Genomic DNA, 18,667 nt, shown 5'->3' with positions numbered 1-18,667 from the left:
GGTGGGTCTACCAAATGATGGCCGACTATATGTTGCGGTGCTTGTCGGTGGGTGGTCAAGGGGTTGACGTGTCGCTGGTTACATCTTTTCGAGGGCTGGTCAATCGTTTTTGTGGAATGCCGAATGGTTTCGGCCGGGAACGACTGCTATCTGGTAAACCTCGATTAGGTCGGCCTTGCCCCGTTGGGATCGGGGGTGCGCCCGGACGGGTGCTTTGGTCCATCGTGGGCCGGTGTGTGGGTGGATCTGACGCGGCCGGCTCGGCGATGCCCGGCCTCGGCGCGGATCGTCGAGTGGGATGGTGGCGGCGTGGTGTTTTCCTGCATTCCTATTTCTAGATCGCGGCGCTTTTCTTCACGATCTTCCGCTGGCTCCCGGACCCGACCGGAATTCGATCAACGGGGCAAGGCCGCGCCGCAGTCGGCGCACCGCTCCCGATCGGACCAGTCGATCCGGTCGAGCAGTGCCGGGGTGACCGGCTCCTCGCCGAATCCCTGCCGCAGGGCCATCCGGAACGTCCACAGCGACTCGGCGAAGGGGTGGTACACGGCGTGGTACTCCGGGCTGGCGAGAGCGGCGCCCGTCCGGATCGCGTCCCGGATCGCGATGAGCCGCAGGAACGCGACCTCGCCGGCCGCCACCACCGGCACGGTCGCCGAGACGAGCAACTGCTCGCGGGCGACGTACAGCGCCGCGTCGTGGACCGCCCGGTTGGCCGCGTCGTACCGGCGCGGTGGGGACAGGTCGTCGCCGGCGACCCGGCGGAGGGCGCCGTGTGTGGCGTCCAGGGCGAGCATGAAGGCGACGCCGCTGGCCAGCCCCGGCGGCAGCGGGGCCGACGTCGGCAGGGCGGTCTCGACCCCGGGACGGTCGGCGGTCGGCCGGCCGGGTGCCGGCACGCCGGCGGGAGTCGGATCGGGCGGTGCCACCGGGGACGCGTGCCGGACGAGCGCGGCCAGCACGCCGCCGGTCGCCAGGGCCTGGTCACAGCGCCGGGCCAGCGCCAGGTTCCCCGGTGCCCGGCCGGTCTCCACCTTGCTGAGGTATCCCCGGCTGTAGTTGACCAGCCTCGCCAGGTCGGCCAGGGAGAGGTTCGCCGCCTGCCGGTGGCGTCGCAGGCACTCGCCGAGACTCTCGGGGTGCTCCGTCCCGTCGTGGGGCGGGTCGGTCACCGCCACGGCCGTCGGCCCCCGTCCGGGGTGGGACGGACGACGACCGTCCACCGGACGGCTGCGGGACGTCGCATGGCACGACCGTACCAACGACACAGGTGCCCGGCATCGGGCGTGCGACGCGCAGCGGTGCCCGTACGTCCACATCGGACGTCGGGCACCCGGGTCCGCGGTCAGGGGCAGCGGGGCGTGGAGACCTGGTTGTCGACCAGCGAGGAGTGGATGTAACCGGTCGTCGGGCTGTTCACCTTGAACCAGCGGTTCGAGCTGTAGTCCGAGTTCGGCGGGTTCACCCAGTCGCCGTCCTTGTAGCAGACCATGGTGACGGTGGTGCCGTTGCCGTAGTAGCCGTTGGAGCCGCAGCTCAGGCTGGTGCAGCTGCGGATGTTCGCGCCGCCGGAGTTGGAGGCGATGGTGGGGCTGGCGGCGGACGCGGGCGTCGCCGTCAGCAGGAGGGCTCCGGCGGCTCCGGCGGCCAGGGCCAGGCGGGCGAGGCGACGGGTGGTGCGGTTCTCGGACACGGACTTCTCCTTGCCGTCGTGGGGGATTCCGACGCGGGCTTCCCCGCGTCGCCGGAGTTCGCTGGTCAGGCGTGCGATCCGGCACTTCCCAGCATTGGCCAGCGCGGATGTCCCAGGAAGGTGTTTCCTGTTGCGTGCCGGACAGGAGACAGCGGCCGTGCCGGGCGGCCGGCGCGGGCCACGACGGACGGTCCACTCACGACGACGATCACGTAAAGTTACCCAGCGGCTGCCGCTGGCCACGACTGGCCCTTTTCGGCAGACTGTTCCGGACCCACACGATCGACGGCTGTCAGTGGCCGTCGCCGACGTCGAGACGGGGTGGAACACGTGGAGACTCTCCGCCGTACCGCAGCCGCGCGCCGGCCGGCCTCCGCCGGACGGTACGCCTGATGCCGGAGACCCGCGTTCCCCGACAACTGGTGCTGTTCCGGCTGCTCGTCGTCGGCACCTCGGTCTCGGCGTTCGGCAGCTACCTGAACATGGTGGCGCTCAACCTCTTCGTCTACCAGGCGACCGGCAGCGCCCTGCAGACCGGTGCCTTCATGGCCCTGCGGCTGGGCGCCGGCTTCCTCGCCGGCCTGGCCGGGGGCACCATCGCGGCCCGGCTGCCGCGCCGTCCGGTGATGGTGGCCTGCGACCTGACCCAGGCCGCCGCGCTCGTCGCGCTGGCGGTCGCCCCCACCTCGGTCCGCCTCGGCCTGCTCCCGGTCGTGGCGGTGGTCGGCGGGTTGCTCGGCACCACCTCCTCGGTGCTGCTGCGCAGCAGCGTTCCGGACCTGGTGTCCGGTCCGGACCGGGTGACCGCCAACGGGTTGCTGGTCACCGGTCGGGCGGTCGCGATGACCCTCGGCTTCGCCGCCGGTGGCCTGCTGGTCGGCTGGCTGGGCTACCGGGCGGCGTTCCTGGTCGACGCGGGCACGTTCCTCTTCTCCGGCCTCCTGCTGGCCGCGCTGCCGTTGCGGTTCCCCAACCACCGGAACCGGCCGGTCGAGCCGGCCGCCGACCGCCCGGACGCCCGGCGGCAACGCCGGCTGGCGATCGCCGCGCTGGTGGCCGCGCCGGCCGTCCTGGTCATCGTGGTGGTCCGCGCCGCCGACGCGCTCGGCTCCGCCTCGCACAACGTCGGCCTGCCGATCTACGCGACCCAGGTACGCCCGGAGGACCCGGCCGCCTTCGTCGGCAACTTCTTCGCCGTCTGGGCCGTGGGCCTGCTCACCGCCCACCAGTTGGTCAAGCGGCTGAACCGGCGGGGGCCGGGGTTCGACGACCCGCGCCGCAGCGAACTGGCCTTCATCGTCGGCACCTGCGTGATGTCGGCGGCGTTCGTCGTGGCCTTCATGGACCTGCCCGGCTACTGGGTCTTCGCGGTGGCCCTGGTCGCCGGGGCCGCCGACGGCTTCACCGAGATCAGCTACACCACCCGCCTCCAGGCCGAACCCGATCCGCAGCGCGGCCACTTCTTCGGGGCGACCGCGATGGCCGAGAACGGGGGGCTGGGCGTGGGCATGCTGCTCGCCGCCGGCCTGCTCGAACTGTGGCGACCGCTGCCGGTGGCGGCGGTCATGCACGGCGCGGTGGTCGCCCTGGCCCTCGCCGTCGCCGTGGCCGGCGTGCTGCGCCACCGTTCCACCGCCACGAACAGCGGCACCGTGCCCCCGGTCCCCGGCCCGGCGGGTGCGGTCGTCGCGACGACCCCGGCCGAGGAGAGTGGACGTTGACCGTGGACGGACTGATCCGGGCACTCACCGATCGTGCCGAGATCGTCGACGCCGCCGTGCTGGACCGGACCACCGGCGACGGGCGGGTGCGGCGGATCGCCTACGTGGTGCCGGCCGCCACGGTGCCGCCGATCCGGGCGCGACGGACCGCCGAGGTGGTCACGCTGGCCCGGCGCGAGGCGTCCGGCCCACCGGTGACCGTGGCCGTGGTCTCCGGCATCCCCCGGGCCGCCGACGGCACCCCGGACCGGACCGCGCTGGCGGCGCTGCCGGTCGCCGGCACCGTGGGGGCCCCGGTCCGACCGGCGCCCGCGCCGTCGGCGCAGCGGCGGCACCTGGCCGACCTGATCGACCTCCCGGCCCGCTGGGCGGCGACGGCCGCCACCGCGACCCCCACCGCCGCGCCGGACACCCCGCCGCCGGACGGCCCGGAGACGCTGCCGGAGGCACTGGTCCGCGTCGCCGAGCAGTGGCCCACCCGGGGCCTGCGGGTCGTCGAGGAGGACGGCACCCGGCTGCTGCCCTACCCCGACCTGCTCGCCGCCGCCCGGCGGACGCTGACCGGCCTGCGCGCCGCCGGCCTGCGCGCCGGCGATCCGGTGATCCTGCACATGCCGTCCCTGCTCGACCACTGCGTCGCGCTCTGGGCCTGCCTGATCGGCGGCCTGCACGCCGTGGCGGTCGCCCAGGCCCCCGGCTACACCGCCCCCAACGCCACCCTGGACAAGCTGGAGCACGCCTGGCGGGGCCTGGACGGTCCGCCGGTGCTCTCCGGCGACGACACCGTGGCCGCGCTCACCGGGTACGCCGACCGGCACGGCCTCGACGGGATGCGGGTGCTCGACGTCGCCGACTGTCGGGACCACCCACCCGCCGCCGACCTGCACCGGCCGGATCCGCAGGACGTGGCGATGCTCCAGCTCTCCTCCGGCAGCACCAGCCGGTCGAAGGTGATCCCGATGACCCACCGGGGCATCGTCGACTACGCCCGGGGCGCCCGGCAGGTCGGCCGGATGCGGGCCGGGGACGAGGTGCTCAACTGGCTGCCGCTGGACCACGTGGCCGGGATCGTCATGATGCACATCGGCCCGGTCGTGCTCGGCTGCGGCACCACCCACGTCGCCACCGCCCTGGTGCTCGCCGACCCGCTGCTCTGGCTCGACCTGCTGGAACGTCACCGCATCCAGCACAGCTGGTCGCCGAACTTCGGCTACAAGCTCGTCTCCGAGGCGCTGCGGAGGCGACCGGACCGCCGCTGGGACCTGCGGCACGTCCGGAGCCTGATCAACGCCGGTGAGCAGTGCACCGTGCCGGTGGTCCGGCAGTTCCTGGCGGACGTGCGCGGCTTCGGCATCGAGCCCGCCACCCTGCTGCTGGCCTGGGGCATGGCCGAGACCTGCACGGCGATCAGCTACCAGCCGGCCGACGACTCGGCGGTGCAGCACCTGGAACTCGCCGCCGACGGCACCCGGGTGACCCTGCGCGACGCCCCGGGCCCCGGCGTCACCGGCTTCCTCAGCATGGGCGCCGCCGCCCCCGGCGCGCGGTTCCGGATCACCGCCCCGGACGGCACCACCGCCCTGCCGGACCGGCACATCGGCCGACTCCAGGTGCGGTCGGTGCGGGTCACGCCCGGTTATCTCGGCAACGACGAGGCCAACCGGGCCGCCTTCCCCGACGGCGAGTGGTTCGACACCGGGGACCTCGCCCTGCTCACCGACGGCCGGCTCACCATCACCGGGCGCGGCAAAGAGGTCATCATCGTCAACGGGGTCCACTACTTCTGCCACGACATCGAGGACGTGGTGGGCGACGTCGACGGCGTCGCGGCGAGCTTCGTCGCCGCGGTCGGCGCGCCGGACGTCGACGGCGCCGAGCAGATCGTGGTGCTCTTCGTCGCCGAGCAGGAACCGGACGCCGCCCTGTTCACCCGGATCCGCCGTCGCCTGGCCGACCGGCTCCAGGTCGCCACGGTCCGTCTGGTCCCGGTCGACCGGGACCGGTTCGAGAAGACCACCAGCGGCAAGATCCAGCGCAGCGCCATGCGTACCCGCCTGCTCGACGGCGGGTACGCCGCCGCCGAACGCCGCGCCGACCTGCTGGAGGCGGGCCCGGACACCATCACCGACTGTCTCCACCGACCGGCCTGGACACCCCGGGCGATGGCCGGCGACCCACCGTCCGGGCCGGTGCTCGTGGTCACCGACCGGCTCGGACTCGCCACGGCGCTGCGCGACGCGCTGCCCGACGTGGTGCTCGTCGACGGCCTGACCGCCGCCGGGGACGGCGCGCCGACGGGCCCGTCGGAGGGGGACGGCAGCCCCACCCTGCGCGCCGCGCTCACCGCGCCGGGCCGGACGCCCGCGCTGGTCGTCTTCGCCCCCAGCTACCTGCCGACCCCCGACCCGGACGACGCGGCGGCCGTGGACGCCGCCGTCGAGACGTGCGGCACCCACCTCCTGCACCTGCTCCGGACACTGGCCGAGGCCGACTGGACCGGCACCCTGCTGACCGTCAGCCGGGGCCTGTACCGCATCCGGGGCGACGAGGCCGGCTGCTACCCGGCCGCGCTCACCGCCAGCCTCGGCGAGACCTTCGGCGTCGAGCACCCCGACGTCCGCGCCTGGCACCTCGACCTGCCCGGCCCGGACGTGGCCACCGACGCCGCCGTGCTCGCGGCGGCGACCGCCTGGCGGCACCGCGAGAACGCCGTGGCCTGGCGGGACGGGCCGCTCGTACGGACCCTGCACCGGGTCGAGGCCCCCGACGCCGCCACCGGCGCCGCGCCGGTGGTCCCACCGGGCACCCGTTGGCTCGTCACCGGCGGCCTGGGCGGCGTGTCCCGGGCCGTGCTGGGCCGGCTCGCCACCGACCTCGACCTGCGCCTGCTCGTGGTCGGCCGGACCCCGGCCGCGCAGGTCTCCGCCGCCGTGGTGGACCTGGACGGCGGCACCGGACGGGTGCGGTACGCCGCCGCCGACGTCACCGACGGCGTCGCCCTGCGGGCCGCGCTCGACGCGGCCGAGCGGGAGTGGCAGGCGCCGCTGGACGGGGTGCTGCACCTCGCCGGTGACTACCGGCAGGCCACGCTGACCGAGACGGATCCCCGGCGGTGGCGGGCCGCCACGGCGGCCAAGGTGGACGGTTCGGTGCAGGTGGCCCGTCTGCTGCGGCACCGGCCGGGCACCCGCCTGGTGGCGTTCTCGTCCCTGCTGGCGCTGGTGCCGGTGGTCGGCACCGGAGGCTACGCGGCCGGCAACGCCTTCCTCGAGGCGCTCTGCGCGCACCTGGGCGCCGAACGGCCCGTGCAGTGCGTGAGCTGGGGGATGTGGCGCGGCATCGGGATGAGCGCCACCCGGGGCGGCGTCGAGCAGGCCACCCGCCGCCACCTGCGGACCCTCTCCGCCACCGAGGGACTCGCGTTGACCCGGGTGGCGCTGCGCCTGCCCCCGGGGCACCTCCTCGCCGGCGTCGACCCGGACGCGGCGCGGGTCCGGCACCTGGTGCGGCCGGTCCGGCCGCTGGAGGCGGTCACCGCGTCCGGGCTGGACCCGGTGGACGCCTTCGGCACGCCCGCGCTGGTGGCACCGGACGACACCGCCGAGGAGCCGGCGGAGGGAACGTCGGTGTCCCCACCCACCGCGCCGGACGATCCGCCTCCTCCACCGGCACCGGACGACCCGTCGCCAACCCCGGTCGTCCGCGCCGCGCCGTCGACTCCGTCGGTGGTCCCGACGCCGACGCCGCCGTCCGGGCCCGGTCCGACCACGACGTCCGGCGCGCCGGCCCGGGACCCGCTGACCGTGGCGCGCACCGTCCGGGAGGTGCTGCGCGCCGCCCTGCCCGCCGGGATCGAGGACCGCACCGCGTTCCACGACGCCGGCCTCGGCTCGGTGCACCTGCTGCGCCTGCACACGCTGCTGCAACAGGCCCTGGACGCGCGGTTCCCGCAGACCGCCCTGTTCACCCACGGCACACCGGCCGCGCTGGTGGCCTACCTGGTGGACCTGCTGGCCGGAGCGGCGACCCGGACCGGCGACACCGGTGGCGCGCGGACGTCGGGCGACGGGCGGATCGCGATCGTCGGGATGGCGTTGCGGCTGCCCGGCGCCGACACCGCCGCCCGGTACTGGCGCAACCTGCTCGCCGGGCAGGTCGACGTGCGCCGCTTCGACCGTGCCGAACTGCTCGCCGCCGGCTGGCCGGCCGCCCTCGTCGACGACGAGGCGTTCGTCCCGGTCAGCGGCGCGCTCGACGACATCGAGAGCTTCGACGCCGAGGCGTTCGGCATCGCACCGCGCGAGGCGACGCTGACCGACCCCCAGCAGCGGCTCTTCCTGGAGGTCTGCCAGGAGGCGCTGGAGGACGCCGGGTACGCCGGCACCCGGCGCCGGGTCGGCGTGTTCGCCGGCTCCGGCATGCACCTGTACTCGCTCCGTTCCTATCTGCTGGAACAGCTCGCCGGCACCGATCCGGTCGACCACCTCACCGCGTTGCAGGTCACCATCGGCAACCAGCCCGACTTCCTGGCCACCCGGGTCGCGTACCGGCTGGGGCTGACCGGGCCGGCGTTGAGCGTGCAGACCGCCTGCTCCACCTCGCTGGTCGCGGTGCACCTGGCCGTACGGTCGCTGCTGGCCGGGGAGTCGGACCTGGCGCTGGCCGGCGCCGCCGCGGTGCACGTGCCCCGGGTGGCCGGTTACCGGCACGCGGAGGGGTCGATCCTCTCCCGCACCGGCGTCTGCCGGGCCTTCGACGCCGACGCCGACGGCACGGTCGGCGGCAACGGCGTCGCCGCCGTCCTGCTGAAACGCCTCGACGACGCGCTCGCCGACGGCGACACCGTCCACGCGGTGATCCTCGGCTCGGCGGTCAACAACGACGGCGCCGCCAAGAGCGGCTACACCGCGCCCACGGCCGACGGCCACGCCGGGGTGATCCGGGACGCCCTGGCCGTGGCGGGGGTGCCCGCCGCGTCGATCGGCTACCTGGAGACCCACGGCACCGGCACCCGGGTCGGCGACCCGATCGAGATGGCGGCCCTGCGGACGGTCTTCGCCGACCGACCCGCCCCGCTGCCGCTCGGCGCGGTGAAGGCCAACATCGGCCACCTGGACACCGCCGCCGGCATGGCCGGGCTGATCAAGGCCGCGCTGGCGGTCCGGCACGGCCGGATCCCACCCGTGGCCAACCTGCGCCGGCCCAACCCGGAACTGCGGCTGGCCGACGGCCCGTTCGACCTGCCCACCTCGGTGCAGCCGTGGCCGGTGCCCGGTCCCCGCCGGGCCGGGGTCTCGTCCCTCGGCGTCGGCGGCACCAACGCCCACGTGGTGGTGGAGGAACCCCCGGCCGCCCCCGCGCCCCCGGCCGCCCCCGACCCGGGCACGCCCACCGTCGTGCCGCTGACCGCGCAGACGCCCGCCGCACTGGCCGCGCTGGCCGAGCGGATGGCCGACCGGCTCGCCACCGACCCACCGCGTCCCGAGGACGTGCTGGTCACGCTCGGCGCGGGCCGGCAGCGGCGACGCCACCGGCTGGTGGCGTGGGCCGCCGGCCCGGCCGAGGCGGCGGCGGTGCTCCGGGACCGGCCGGACACGGCGGGCGAGCGGGCCGGCGTGGTCACCGGCGCGGTCCCCGACACCGGGCCCGGGCCGGTCGTGCTCGCCTGCACCGGACAGGGGGTCAACCTGCGCGCGGCGGCGGTGGGCCTGCTGGCGTACGAGCCGGCCCGTGAGGTCCTGGAGACCTGCGCCGCCCGGTACCGGCAGGACTGGGGCATCGACCTGCTGGCGGCGCTGCGTGGCGCGGCACACGAGTGGAGCACCGCCACCGTGCAGCCGGCCCTGTTCGCCCTCCAGGTCGCGCAGGCCCGACTGCTGGAGTCGGTCGGCGTCCGCGCGGACGTCGTCATCGGACAGAGCGCGGGGGAGTACGCCGCGCTCTGCCTGGCCGGCGCGCTCTCCGTGGAGGACGGCCTGCACCTGGCCGCCGTACGGGGCGAGTTGATGCAGCGCGGCACGCCACCGGGCGCGGCCCTCGCCGTCTTGGCCGACGAGGCCGAACTGGAGCCGCTGCTGCGCCAGGCGCCCGAGGTCGAGCTGACCGTGTCCAACGGGCCACGCCGGCACGTGGTGGCCGGACCGCCGTCGGCGGTGCGTCACCTCGGGCGGCAGTTCGACGCCGCCGGCCTCCGGCACCGACCGTTGCCGACCGACCGGGCGTTCCACTCCGCGCTGCTGGAACCGGTCCTCGACGACCTCACCGCGCACGCCGCCACGCTCGACTGGCGGCCGTTGCGGATCCCGCTGGTCACCGGGCTCGGCGGTGCGCGCCTGGCCCCCGGTACGCGGCCGGACGCCACGCACGTCCGTCGTCAGACCCGGGAACGGTCGGACTTCGGCGCGGGCGTCGCCGGGCTGGTCGCCGACGGCTGCGCCACCTTCGTGGAGCTGGGCCCGGAGGCGCTGCTCACCATGCTCGGCCGGCAGTGGCCGCAGACCCGGTGGATCCCCGTCCAGCGGGGACGGGCCGACCGGGCGGCCGAGGTGCTCACCGCCCTGTCCGAGTTGTTCTGCCGGGGCGTCGAGGTCGACTGGGCGGCGCTGACGCCGACCGGCCGCCGCGTCCCCCTGCCCACGTATCCGTTCCAGCGGACCCGGCACTGGGCCGCCGTGCCCCGTCCGGTGCCGTCCGTCCCGTCCGACCCCCCGGTCGCAGGAGGTCCCGACATGTCCCCGGCCGCCACTCCGGCCCCCGCCGCCTCGCTCGTCCTGCGCCGGGTGCGGGAGCTGACCGCCCAGCAGCTCGGCACCGACGTCGACCGGGTGCCGGAGGAGACGCCCTTCTTCGACCTCGGCGCCGACTCGCTGTTGATGATCAACCTGTTGCGGGAACTGGAGACGACCTTCGGCATCCGGGTCCCGATGCGGGAACTGTTCGAGGAACTCGACAGCCCGAGCCGGCTGACGGCGGCGATCGTCGAGCGCGCCGCGCCGGACCGGCTCGCCGCGCTGGGCGCGCCCCCCGCCGTCGAGGTCCCGTCCCGCCCCGTCGACACGCCGTCCGCCACGGTGGACGCGACGCCCGTCCCGGCGTCCGCCGTCGCCCCGGCGGCGACCGCTCCGTCCGGGTACGCTGCCGTCGCCCCGGGCCGTCCTGACACATCCGCCGCCGTCGCCCCGGGCCGTCCCGACACATCCGCCGCCGGGCCCGCCCTGGTCCCGTCCGGTCCGGTGCGGTCCACGCCGATGGTGGCGACCGTGCCCGCCCCGGCACAGCCCGTGCCCGGCCCGCCGTTCCCCGGTGTCCCGACGCCGGTGGCGGCCGTTCCGCCGACCGGTCCGGTCCCGCCGACGGCGGCTGTCCCGACGGCGGGCGACCCCGTCGCCGGTGAGCTGCTCCGGGGGCAGCTCGCCCTGATGGGACAGTTCACCGACCTGATGGCCCGCCAGCTCTCCGCGCTGGGCGCCCTCCCGCCACCCGCCGCCGTCCCGCCCGCCACCGCGTCCGCCGTGCCGCCGCCGGCCACCACCGCGCCGCCCAGCACCGCGCCGCCCACCGCCCCAGCCGCGCCGCCCGCCCCGGTCGGTCCTGCGGCGGCGTCCGCGCCGGTCGTGTCCGCCGGAGCGGCGGTCGACGGCACCGTCGCACCGGCGACGTCGGCGCGGACCGACCCGGCGACCGTCCCGGCCCAGGTCGGCCCCCGACCCACCCGGGTCGGCGCGGGGCTGGGCGGTGGTCGCCTCGATCCCCGTCAGCAGGAGCACTTCGCCGACCTGGTCCGCCGCTACACCGCGCGGACCGCGACCTCCAAGGCGCTCGCCCAGCGGCACCGGCGGCGGCTGGCCGACAGCCGGGCCGTGGTCGGCTTCCGCCGCGCCACCAAGGAGCTGCTCTACCCGCTGGCCGCCCGGCGGGCCCGGGGCGCCCACCTGGAGGACGTCGACGGCAACACCTACGTCGACATCACCATGGGCTTCGGGGCTCTGCTCTTCGGCCACGAGCCGGACTTCCTCACCCGGGCGTTCGCCGAACACCTCGACGGCGGGCTGCGGCTCGGGCCCCGGGGCGCGGAGACCGGTGAGGCGGCCGAGCTGCTCTGTGACCTGACCGGGATGGACCGGGCCGCCTTCGCCACCACCGGCACCGAGGCCAACTCGGCGGCGTTCCGGCTGGCCCGCGCGTACACCGGTCGTCCGCTGATCGTCATGTTCACCGGGTCGTACCACGGCCACATCGACCCGGTGCTGGGCCGTGGGGTACGCGACGGCGACACCTGGCGCACCGTGCCGGTCTCCGCCGGCATCCCGGACTCGACGATGACCGACGTCATGGTCCTGCCGTACGACGACCCGGAGAGCCTGGCGGCGATCGAGAAGTCCGCCCACCGGATCGCCGCCGTGGTGGTCGAACCGGTGCAGAGCCGGTACCCGGACCGCCAGCCGGCGGAGTTCCTCCACGCGCTGCGGGCCGCCTGCGACCGGCACGGCATGGTCCTGCTCTTCGACGAGATGCTCACCGGCTTCCGCCCGCATCCGCAGGGGGCGCAGGGCGTCTTCGGGGTCCGCGCCGACCTCGCCACGTACGGCAAGGTGATCGGCGGCGGGTACCCGGTCGGCGCGGTGGCCGGTCGCGCCGACATCATGGACTGGGTCGACGGCGGCTTCTGGACCTACGGCGACGACAGCTACCCGCCGCAGGACACCACCTTCTTCGGCGGCACGTACATCCAGCATCCGCTCTCCATGGTGGCGGCCCGGGCGGTGCTGACCGAGCTGCGTGACCGGGGACCGGCGCTCCAGGACGGGCTGAACCGGCGCACCGAGCGGCTCGCCACGGCGGTCAACGCGTTCTGCGCCGAGGAGCACTTCCCGCTGCGGGTGCACCGCTTCGGGTCGCTGTTCCGCTTCGCCTCCGAGGTCAACCTGGACCTGCTCTTCCACCACCTGGTGCTGGCCGGGGTGCACGTCTGGGAGTGGCGCAACTTCTTCCTCTCCGACGCGCACACCGACGCCGACGTCGACCGGATCGTCGACGCCGTGCGGGACAGCCTGCTCGCCCTGCGCGCCGGGGGGTTCCTGCCCGGCCCGGCGCGCGCTCCCGGCGTGCCGCCCGCCCCCGGCCCGGCCTCCGTCAACGGAACGGCCTCCGCCTCCGGGACGATCTCCGCCAACGGGCGGTCCGCCGTCGTGCCGTCCCCGGTGGTCGTGCCGCCTCCGGTCCGGGAGCGGACGCCGGCGGTGGCGTCCGCCCCGCTGGCCGCGCCGGGCCGGGCCGACGCCCCCGCCCCGTCGGCGGCCCCGGGGGTCGACGGCCGGGCCGACGCCGTGCCGGACACCGGCGGCCCGCGGGCGGCGGGCCGGGCCGACGTCAGCCTGTACTTCTTCGGCGACTACCCGCAGGAGAGCGTCGAGGACCGCTACGACGCGGTGCTCGACGCGGCGGCCTTCGCCGACACCCACGGGCTGTACGCGGTGTGGCTGCCCGAACGTCACTTCGACTCGTTCGGCGGCATCTTCCCCAACCCGTCCGTGCTGGCCGCCGCCGTCGCCGCGCGTACCAGCCGGGTCCGCATCCACGCCGGTTGCGCCGTACTGCCGCTGCACGACCCGATCCGGGTCGCCGAGGAGTGGTCGGTGGTGGACAACCTCTCCCGGGGCCGGGTGGGGATCGGCTGCGCCAGCGGCTGGCACGCCCGGGACTTCGTCCTCGCCCCGCAGACGTACGGCCGGCACCGGGAGGCGATGTACGAGTCCCTCGACCAGATCCGCCGGCTCTGGCGGGGGGAGGCGGTCACCCGTACCGCCGGCAACGGCGAACCCGTCGAGGTGCGGCTCTTCCCGCCACCGGTCCAGTCGATGCCGCCCCTGTTCACCGCCGTGGTGGGCAACCCGGACAGCTACCGCCGGGCGGCGGCGGCCGGGCTCGGTGTGATCACCAACCTGATGTCCCAGGACGTCACGCAACTGGCCGGCAACATCGCCCTGTACCGGCAGACCCGGGCCGAACACGGCCTGGACCCGGACGGCGGGCGGATCGTCCTGCTGCTGCACACCTACCTCGGCGACGACGGCGACCGGGCACGCGAGGAGGCGTTCGGCCCGTTCTGCGACTACCTCCGGTCGTCGCTGGCCCTCTTCGGTCAGGTGACCAACAGCCTCGGGGTCACCATCGACCTGGACTCGACCACCCCGGAGGACGTCGACTACCTCCTCCGCCGGGCCTACGACCGGTACACCTCCGACCGGGCGCTGATCGGCAGCCCGGAGGAGGCCCGGCCGCTGGTGGAACGTCTCACCGCGCTGGGCGTGGACGAGATCGGCTGCTTCGTCGACTTCGGTCTCTCCCCGAGCCGGATGCTGGCCGGCCTGCCCGGCATCGACCGGCTGCACACGCTCCTCGCCGGTCCGGTCTCCCCGACCCCGGCGTCCGGGGCGGCCGGCGGGGTGGCGGCACCCGGCGGTACGGCGGCCGGGGACCACGCCGGAGTCCCGGCGGAGGACGCCAGCCCGCTGACCGAGGCGCAACGCGAGATCTGGTTCGCCGAGCGGGTCCTGCCCGGCCGTCCCACCTACACCGAGTCCCAGGTGGTCCGCCTGGACGGGCCGCTCGACGTGCCCGCCCTGCGTGACGCGCTGACGCTCGTCGTGCGCCGGCACCCGGCGCTGCGGTCCACCGTCCAGGAGGTCGACGGCGTGCCGTGGCAGGTGGCGCACCCACCCACCCCGGTCGAGCTGCCGGTGCACGACGCGCCCGGTCGGGACGTCGCCGGCCTCGCCGAGCAGGTCGCCGAGGAGGAGACCCGGCACCGCTTCGACCTGGACACCGGTCCGCTGTTCGCGCCCCGCCTGGTCCGGGTGCACGAGCGGCTGCACCTGCTCGTGCTCCGCATGCACCATCTGGTCATCGACACCCTCTCGGCCCAGGTCCTCGCCCGGGAGGTGGCCGCCGGCTACCGGGCGGCACTGGCCGGCCGGCCCGCCGAGCTGCCGGCGCCGCCGCCCTGGCCGGTCCCGACCGAGGAACCCGCGCCGGAGGTGGTCGACGCCCAGTTGGCGTACTGGCGGGACCGGCTCGGGTCCCACCGGGCCGGGTCGGGGCTGCCGACCGACCGGCCCCGTCCGGCGGTCCCCAGCGGGGTCGGCGCGGTCGCCGGGGTCGAGCTCGACGCCGACCTCACCCGCGCGCTGCGGGACACCGCCCGGCGGCTCCGCGCGACCCCGTTCATGGTGCTGCTGGCCGGTTTCGCGGCGGTCGTCGCCGACGACGGCCGCCAGCCGGACGTGCTGCTCGGCACCCCGGTCGCGCACCGCCCCGCCGCCGCGCAGGAGGCCGTCGGGCTCTTCGTCACCACGCTGCCGCTGCGGCTGTCGGTGACCCCGGACGCGAGCTTCGCCGACGTCGTCCGGGCGGCCCGCACCGCGCTGCTCGACGCACACGACCACCGCGACGTGCCGGTGGGCCGCGTCGCGCGGGCCCTGGGCGTCGAACCCGAGGCCGGCCGGCACCCGCTGTTCGACGTCGTCATCGAGTACGACAACCAGCCGGCCTTCGCGTTCGACCTGCCCGACGTCCGGGCCACCCTGCTGGACGCGGCCGTCCGCCGGGCGCCGTTCGACCTCACCCTCTTCGTCACCGATCTCGGGGACACGCTGCGCTGCCAGCTCAACTTCGCCACCGACCTGTTCGACCCCGGCACCGCGCGGCGCGTCCTCGACCGGCTGGTGGCGGTGCTGCGGGCCGGCACGGCGCACCCGGACGAACCGGTCGTCGCGCCCGAGGCGAGCCCGACGGGGGAGGACGGCGGCCCGCCACCACCCGACGCCGACGCGCCGCTGCCCGCCCTGCTCCGCCCGGACCGGTCCACCGTGGTCGGTCCGGACGGGCGGCTGACCGGGCCGCAGCTGCGCCACCGGGCGGCGGCGGTGACCCGGGCGTTGCGCGCGTCGGGCGTCGGCCCCGGTGACCTCGTCGGCATCCACCTGCCCCGCAGCGCCGACGCGGTCGCCGCGATGCTCGGGGTGCTGCACGCCGGCGCGGCCTACGTTCCACTGGCACCCGAGCAGCCGACCGCCCGGCTGGCCGACGTCGTCGACCAGGGCGCGCTGCGCGTGGTGGTGTCCCGGTCCGCGCTGCCGCCGCTGCCCGGCGCGGCGGTGACCCTGCACCTGGACCGGCTCGCCGCCGCCGACCCCGACGGCGCCGGATCCGGCGACGACGACCCGGCGGTCGGGTTGGAGGACCCGGCGTACGTGCTGTTCACCTCCGGCTCCACCGGCCGGCCCAAGGGCTGCGTGATACCGCACCGGGCGATCAGCAACACCGTCGCCTGGTACACCCGCGACCTGGGCATCACCGCCGACGACCGGTTGAGCTGGTTCTGCTCTCCCGGCTTCGACGCCTCGTGCATCGAGGTGTGGCCGGCGCTGCGTGCCGGCGCGACGCTTCACGTGGTCCCCGACGAGGTCCGGCTCGACCCCGTACGCCTGCGCGACTGGCTGGTCGCCACCGGCGTCACCGTGGCGTTCCTCCCCACCCCGGTCGGGGAGCTGCTGCTCGACCTGGACTGGTCCGCCGGACCCCGACCGGCGCTGCGGCACCTGGTCGTCGGTGGCGACCGGCTGCGCCGGGGGGCCACGCCGGACCTGCCGTTCACGCTCACCAACGTGTACGGCCCCACCGAGGCGACCGTCGTCTCGACCTGGGTCCACCTCGACGGCGCCACCGGCGACGAGCCGCCGTCGATCGGTCGACCGGTGCCCGGCACCTTCGTCCGGGTGCTCGACGACGAAGGCCGGCCGACCCCGGTCGGCGTGGCCGGGGAGGCGTACCTCGGCGGCCGGCAGCTGGGCCGGGGCTACCTGGGCCTGCCGGAGGAGACCGCCGCCCGCTTCCTCCACCACCCCGAGTACGGTCCGGTCTTCCGCACCGGCGACGTGCTCCGGTGGCGTCCCGACGGGCAGTTGGAGTTCCTGCACCGGGCCGACGCGCAGGTGCAGATCCGGGGCTTCCGGGTGGAGCCCGGGGAACCCGAGCACCACCTGCGCCGCCTCGACGGGGTGCGGGACGCGGCGGTGCGCGGCTGGACCGATCCCGAGGGTGGGCACTACCTGGCCGGGTACGTGGTGCCCGACCGTTCCGGGGTGGACCCGGCGGAGCTGGCCCGCCAGCTCGCCGCCCGCCTGCCGGACTACCTCGTGCCCACCGCGTGGACGATCCTGCCCGAGCTGCCCGCCACCGAGAGCGGCAAGATCGACCGGGCGGCGTTGCCGGAGCCGGACCGGACGTCCGTGCAGTGGGCCGGCACCGGCACCCCGCCCGCCGACGACCTGGAACGCCGGCTGCACGACCTCTGGTGCGCCGAACTGGGCCTGCCCGCGCTCGGCGTGGAGACCACCTTCTTCGCGCTGGGTGGCACCTCGCTGACCGCGATGCGGCTGCTCAACCGGGTCCGCGCGGAGACCGGCGCGACCATCGGGGTGCTGGACTTCCTGCGGGAACCCACGGTGCGGGCGATGGCGCGGTGGCTGCGGGAGACGGGGACGGAGCCGGCCGACGCCGCAGCGCCGGACCGGGTCAGGGGGACGCTGTGACCGCCCCCGGGTCGACCGACCTGGACGACCTGCTGCGCGAGCTGCGTCGCCGGGACGTGCGGCTCACCGTACGCGGAGGGCAGCTCGACTACGACGCGCCCGCCGACGCGCTCGACGCGGAGCTGCTCGCGGCCATGCGTCGGCTCAAGCCGGCGCTGCTGGGCCGACTCGGCCCGGTCGACCACCCGCCGGTGCCGGCCGGACCGGAGCCCACCGCCGCGCCCGGCCGCACCGGCCCCGCCGTCGACACCGATTCCGACCCCGGGGACGACGGCGACGACTGGCGGGTGCTGGCGACCGCGCCGGCCAGCTTCGGCCAGACCCGGCAGTACCACATCACCAGGGAGATGGCCTTTCCGCAGGTGCTGACCGTCGCCTTCCGGCTGACGCTGCACGGCCCGCTCGACCGGGCGGCGCTGCGCCGGGCCCTGACGGAGCTGACCGGCCGGCAGGCGGCCCTGCGGACCCGGCTGGCGGCGCGGGAGGACGGGGTGCGGCAGCAGGTGCTCGCCCCCCGGCCGGTGCCGCTGCCGGTGCGGACGGTTCCGGTGGACGACCTCGACCGGGCGGTCGAGGAGTGGGCCTCGATCCCGTTCGCCCTGGACCGCGAACCGGCGTTCCGGGCGGCGCTGTTCCAGACCGACGGCCCGACCGGGCCGGACGACCGCCGGCACGAACTGACCCTCGCCATCCACCACGGTTTCGTCGACGGATGGTCGGTCCAACCGCTCCTGGACGACCTGGCGGCGTTCTACCGGTCGGCGGTCACCGGCCGTCCCGCCGACCTGCCGCCGTTGCCGGCCGAGTTCGTCGACTTCTGCCGGTGGGAGGTCGGCTACCTGGCCCGGCCGGAGACCCGACGGATGCTCCGGGAGTGGGTCGACGAACTGCCCCCCGGGACCGTGCCGATGCGGCTGCCCACCGACCGGCCGCGTGTTCCCCTCACCACCGACCCCGGCGGGGTGCTCCACCACACCTTCCCGGCCGACCTGGTCGCGGCGGTGTCGGCGTACGCCGTCAGCCGGAACGCCACCCCGTACGCGGTGTTCATGGCGGCCTACACCTGGCTGCTGCACGGGCTGAGCGGCTCGCCGACCGTCAACCTGGCCACGTCGGTGGCCAACCGCACCGATCCCCGGTTCGACCGGGTGGTGGGCGTCCTCGCCCAGGCGGCCCTGCTGATCGTCCCGGTCGCCGGCGTGGCGTCCTTCGACGAGCTGGTCGAACGGACCACGCGGGTGACCTGGCAGGCCCTGGCCCGCCAGTCGGTGCCCTCGTCGGTGCAGATCGCGACGCTCGGCGAGGCGTTCGCCAACTTCCCGTGCCGGGTCTACTTCGACCTGCTCGACATGGCCGATCCGGTGCTGCGGCTGACCGGCGTGGAACCGGCCGTGGCCCGGGACGTCGTGCTGGCCGGCGCCCGGGGCGACCTGACCTGGCAGCTCCGTCCCCTGCCGACCGGTGAGATGGCGCTGCTCATCGAGTACGCGGCGAACCTGTTCGACGCCGACACGGTCGCCGGCTGGCTGGACCGGTACCAACGGCTGCTGTCCCGGTTGCTGGCCGCGCCGGACGCCCCGCTGCCCCGCGCCGGGGACGCCGGGGCGACGTGACCGGCCGGGTGGTCCGCCGTGCCCCGGCGGACCACCCGGCAACGCGTT

Annotated in this window: 5 protein-coding genes; 3 read left to right on the top strand and 2 right to left on the bottom strand. The window is 75.7% G+C overall.

Translation table 11 applies throughout. The features are described 5' to 3' along the window. Positions 1-395: 395 nt before the first annotated feature. Together QSK20_RS09865 and QSK20_RS09860 are read right to left on the bottom strand one after the other, a co-directional pair. On the bottom strand, positions 396-1,172 hold the full coding sequence (locus tag QSK20_RS09865) for a helix-turn-helix domain-containing protein (protein ID WP_285788280.1): 777 nt from the start codon (positions 1,170-1,172) through the stop codon (positions 396-398). A 173-nt stretch (positions 1,173-1,345) separates the two neighbouring features. Continuing rightward, complete coding sequence (locus QSK20_RS09860) at positions 1,346-1,693, bottom strand: hypothetical protein (protein ID WP_285788279.1); 348 nt, start codon at positions 1,691-1,693, stop codon at positions 1,346-1,348. A gap of 392 nt (positions 1,694-2,085) precedes the next feature. Here QSK20_RS09860 and QSK20_RS09855 point away from each other — a divergent pair, with 392 nt between their 5' ends. The 3 genes from QSK20_RS09855 to QSK20_RS09845 are packed head-to-tail and all read left to right on the top strand — an operon-like array spanning position 2,086 to position 18,619. Beyond that, positions 2,086-3,414 carry an MFS transporter gene (locus tag QSK20_RS09855; RefSeq protein ID WP_285788278.1) on the top strand — a complete coding sequence of 443 codons (1,329 nt, stop codon included), beginning with the start codon at positions 2,086-2,088 and terminating at the stop codon, positions 3,412-3,414. Positions 3,415-3,416: 2 nt separating this feature from the next. Then, positions 3,417-17,006: a non-ribosomal peptide synthetase/type I polyketide synthase gene (locus tag QSK20_RS09850; protein WP_285788408.1), complete on the top strand. Its 13,590-nt coding sequence runs from the start codon at positions 3,417-3,419 to the stop codon at positions 17,004-17,006. Beyond that, positions 17,003-18,619 carry a condensation domain-containing protein gene (locus tag QSK20_RS09845; RefSeq protein WP_285788277.1) on the top strand — a complete coding sequence of 539 codons (1,617 nt, stop codon included), beginning with the start codon at positions 17,003-17,005 and terminating at the stop codon, positions 18,617-18,619. Before QSK20_RS09850 ends, QSK20_RS09845 begins: the two co-directional genes overlap by 4 nt. Positions 18,620-18,667: the final 48 nt, after the last annotated feature.

It is taken from the genome of Micromonospora sp. NBRC 101691 (genome assembly GCF_030269285.1).
Classification (GTDB): Bacteria; Actinomycetota; Actinomycetes; order Mycobacteriales; family Micromonosporaceae; genus Micromonospora; species Micromonospora echinospora.
Note: the sequence above shows the minus strand (reverse complement) of the source record. Positions and strands in the feature narration are given on the sequence as shown.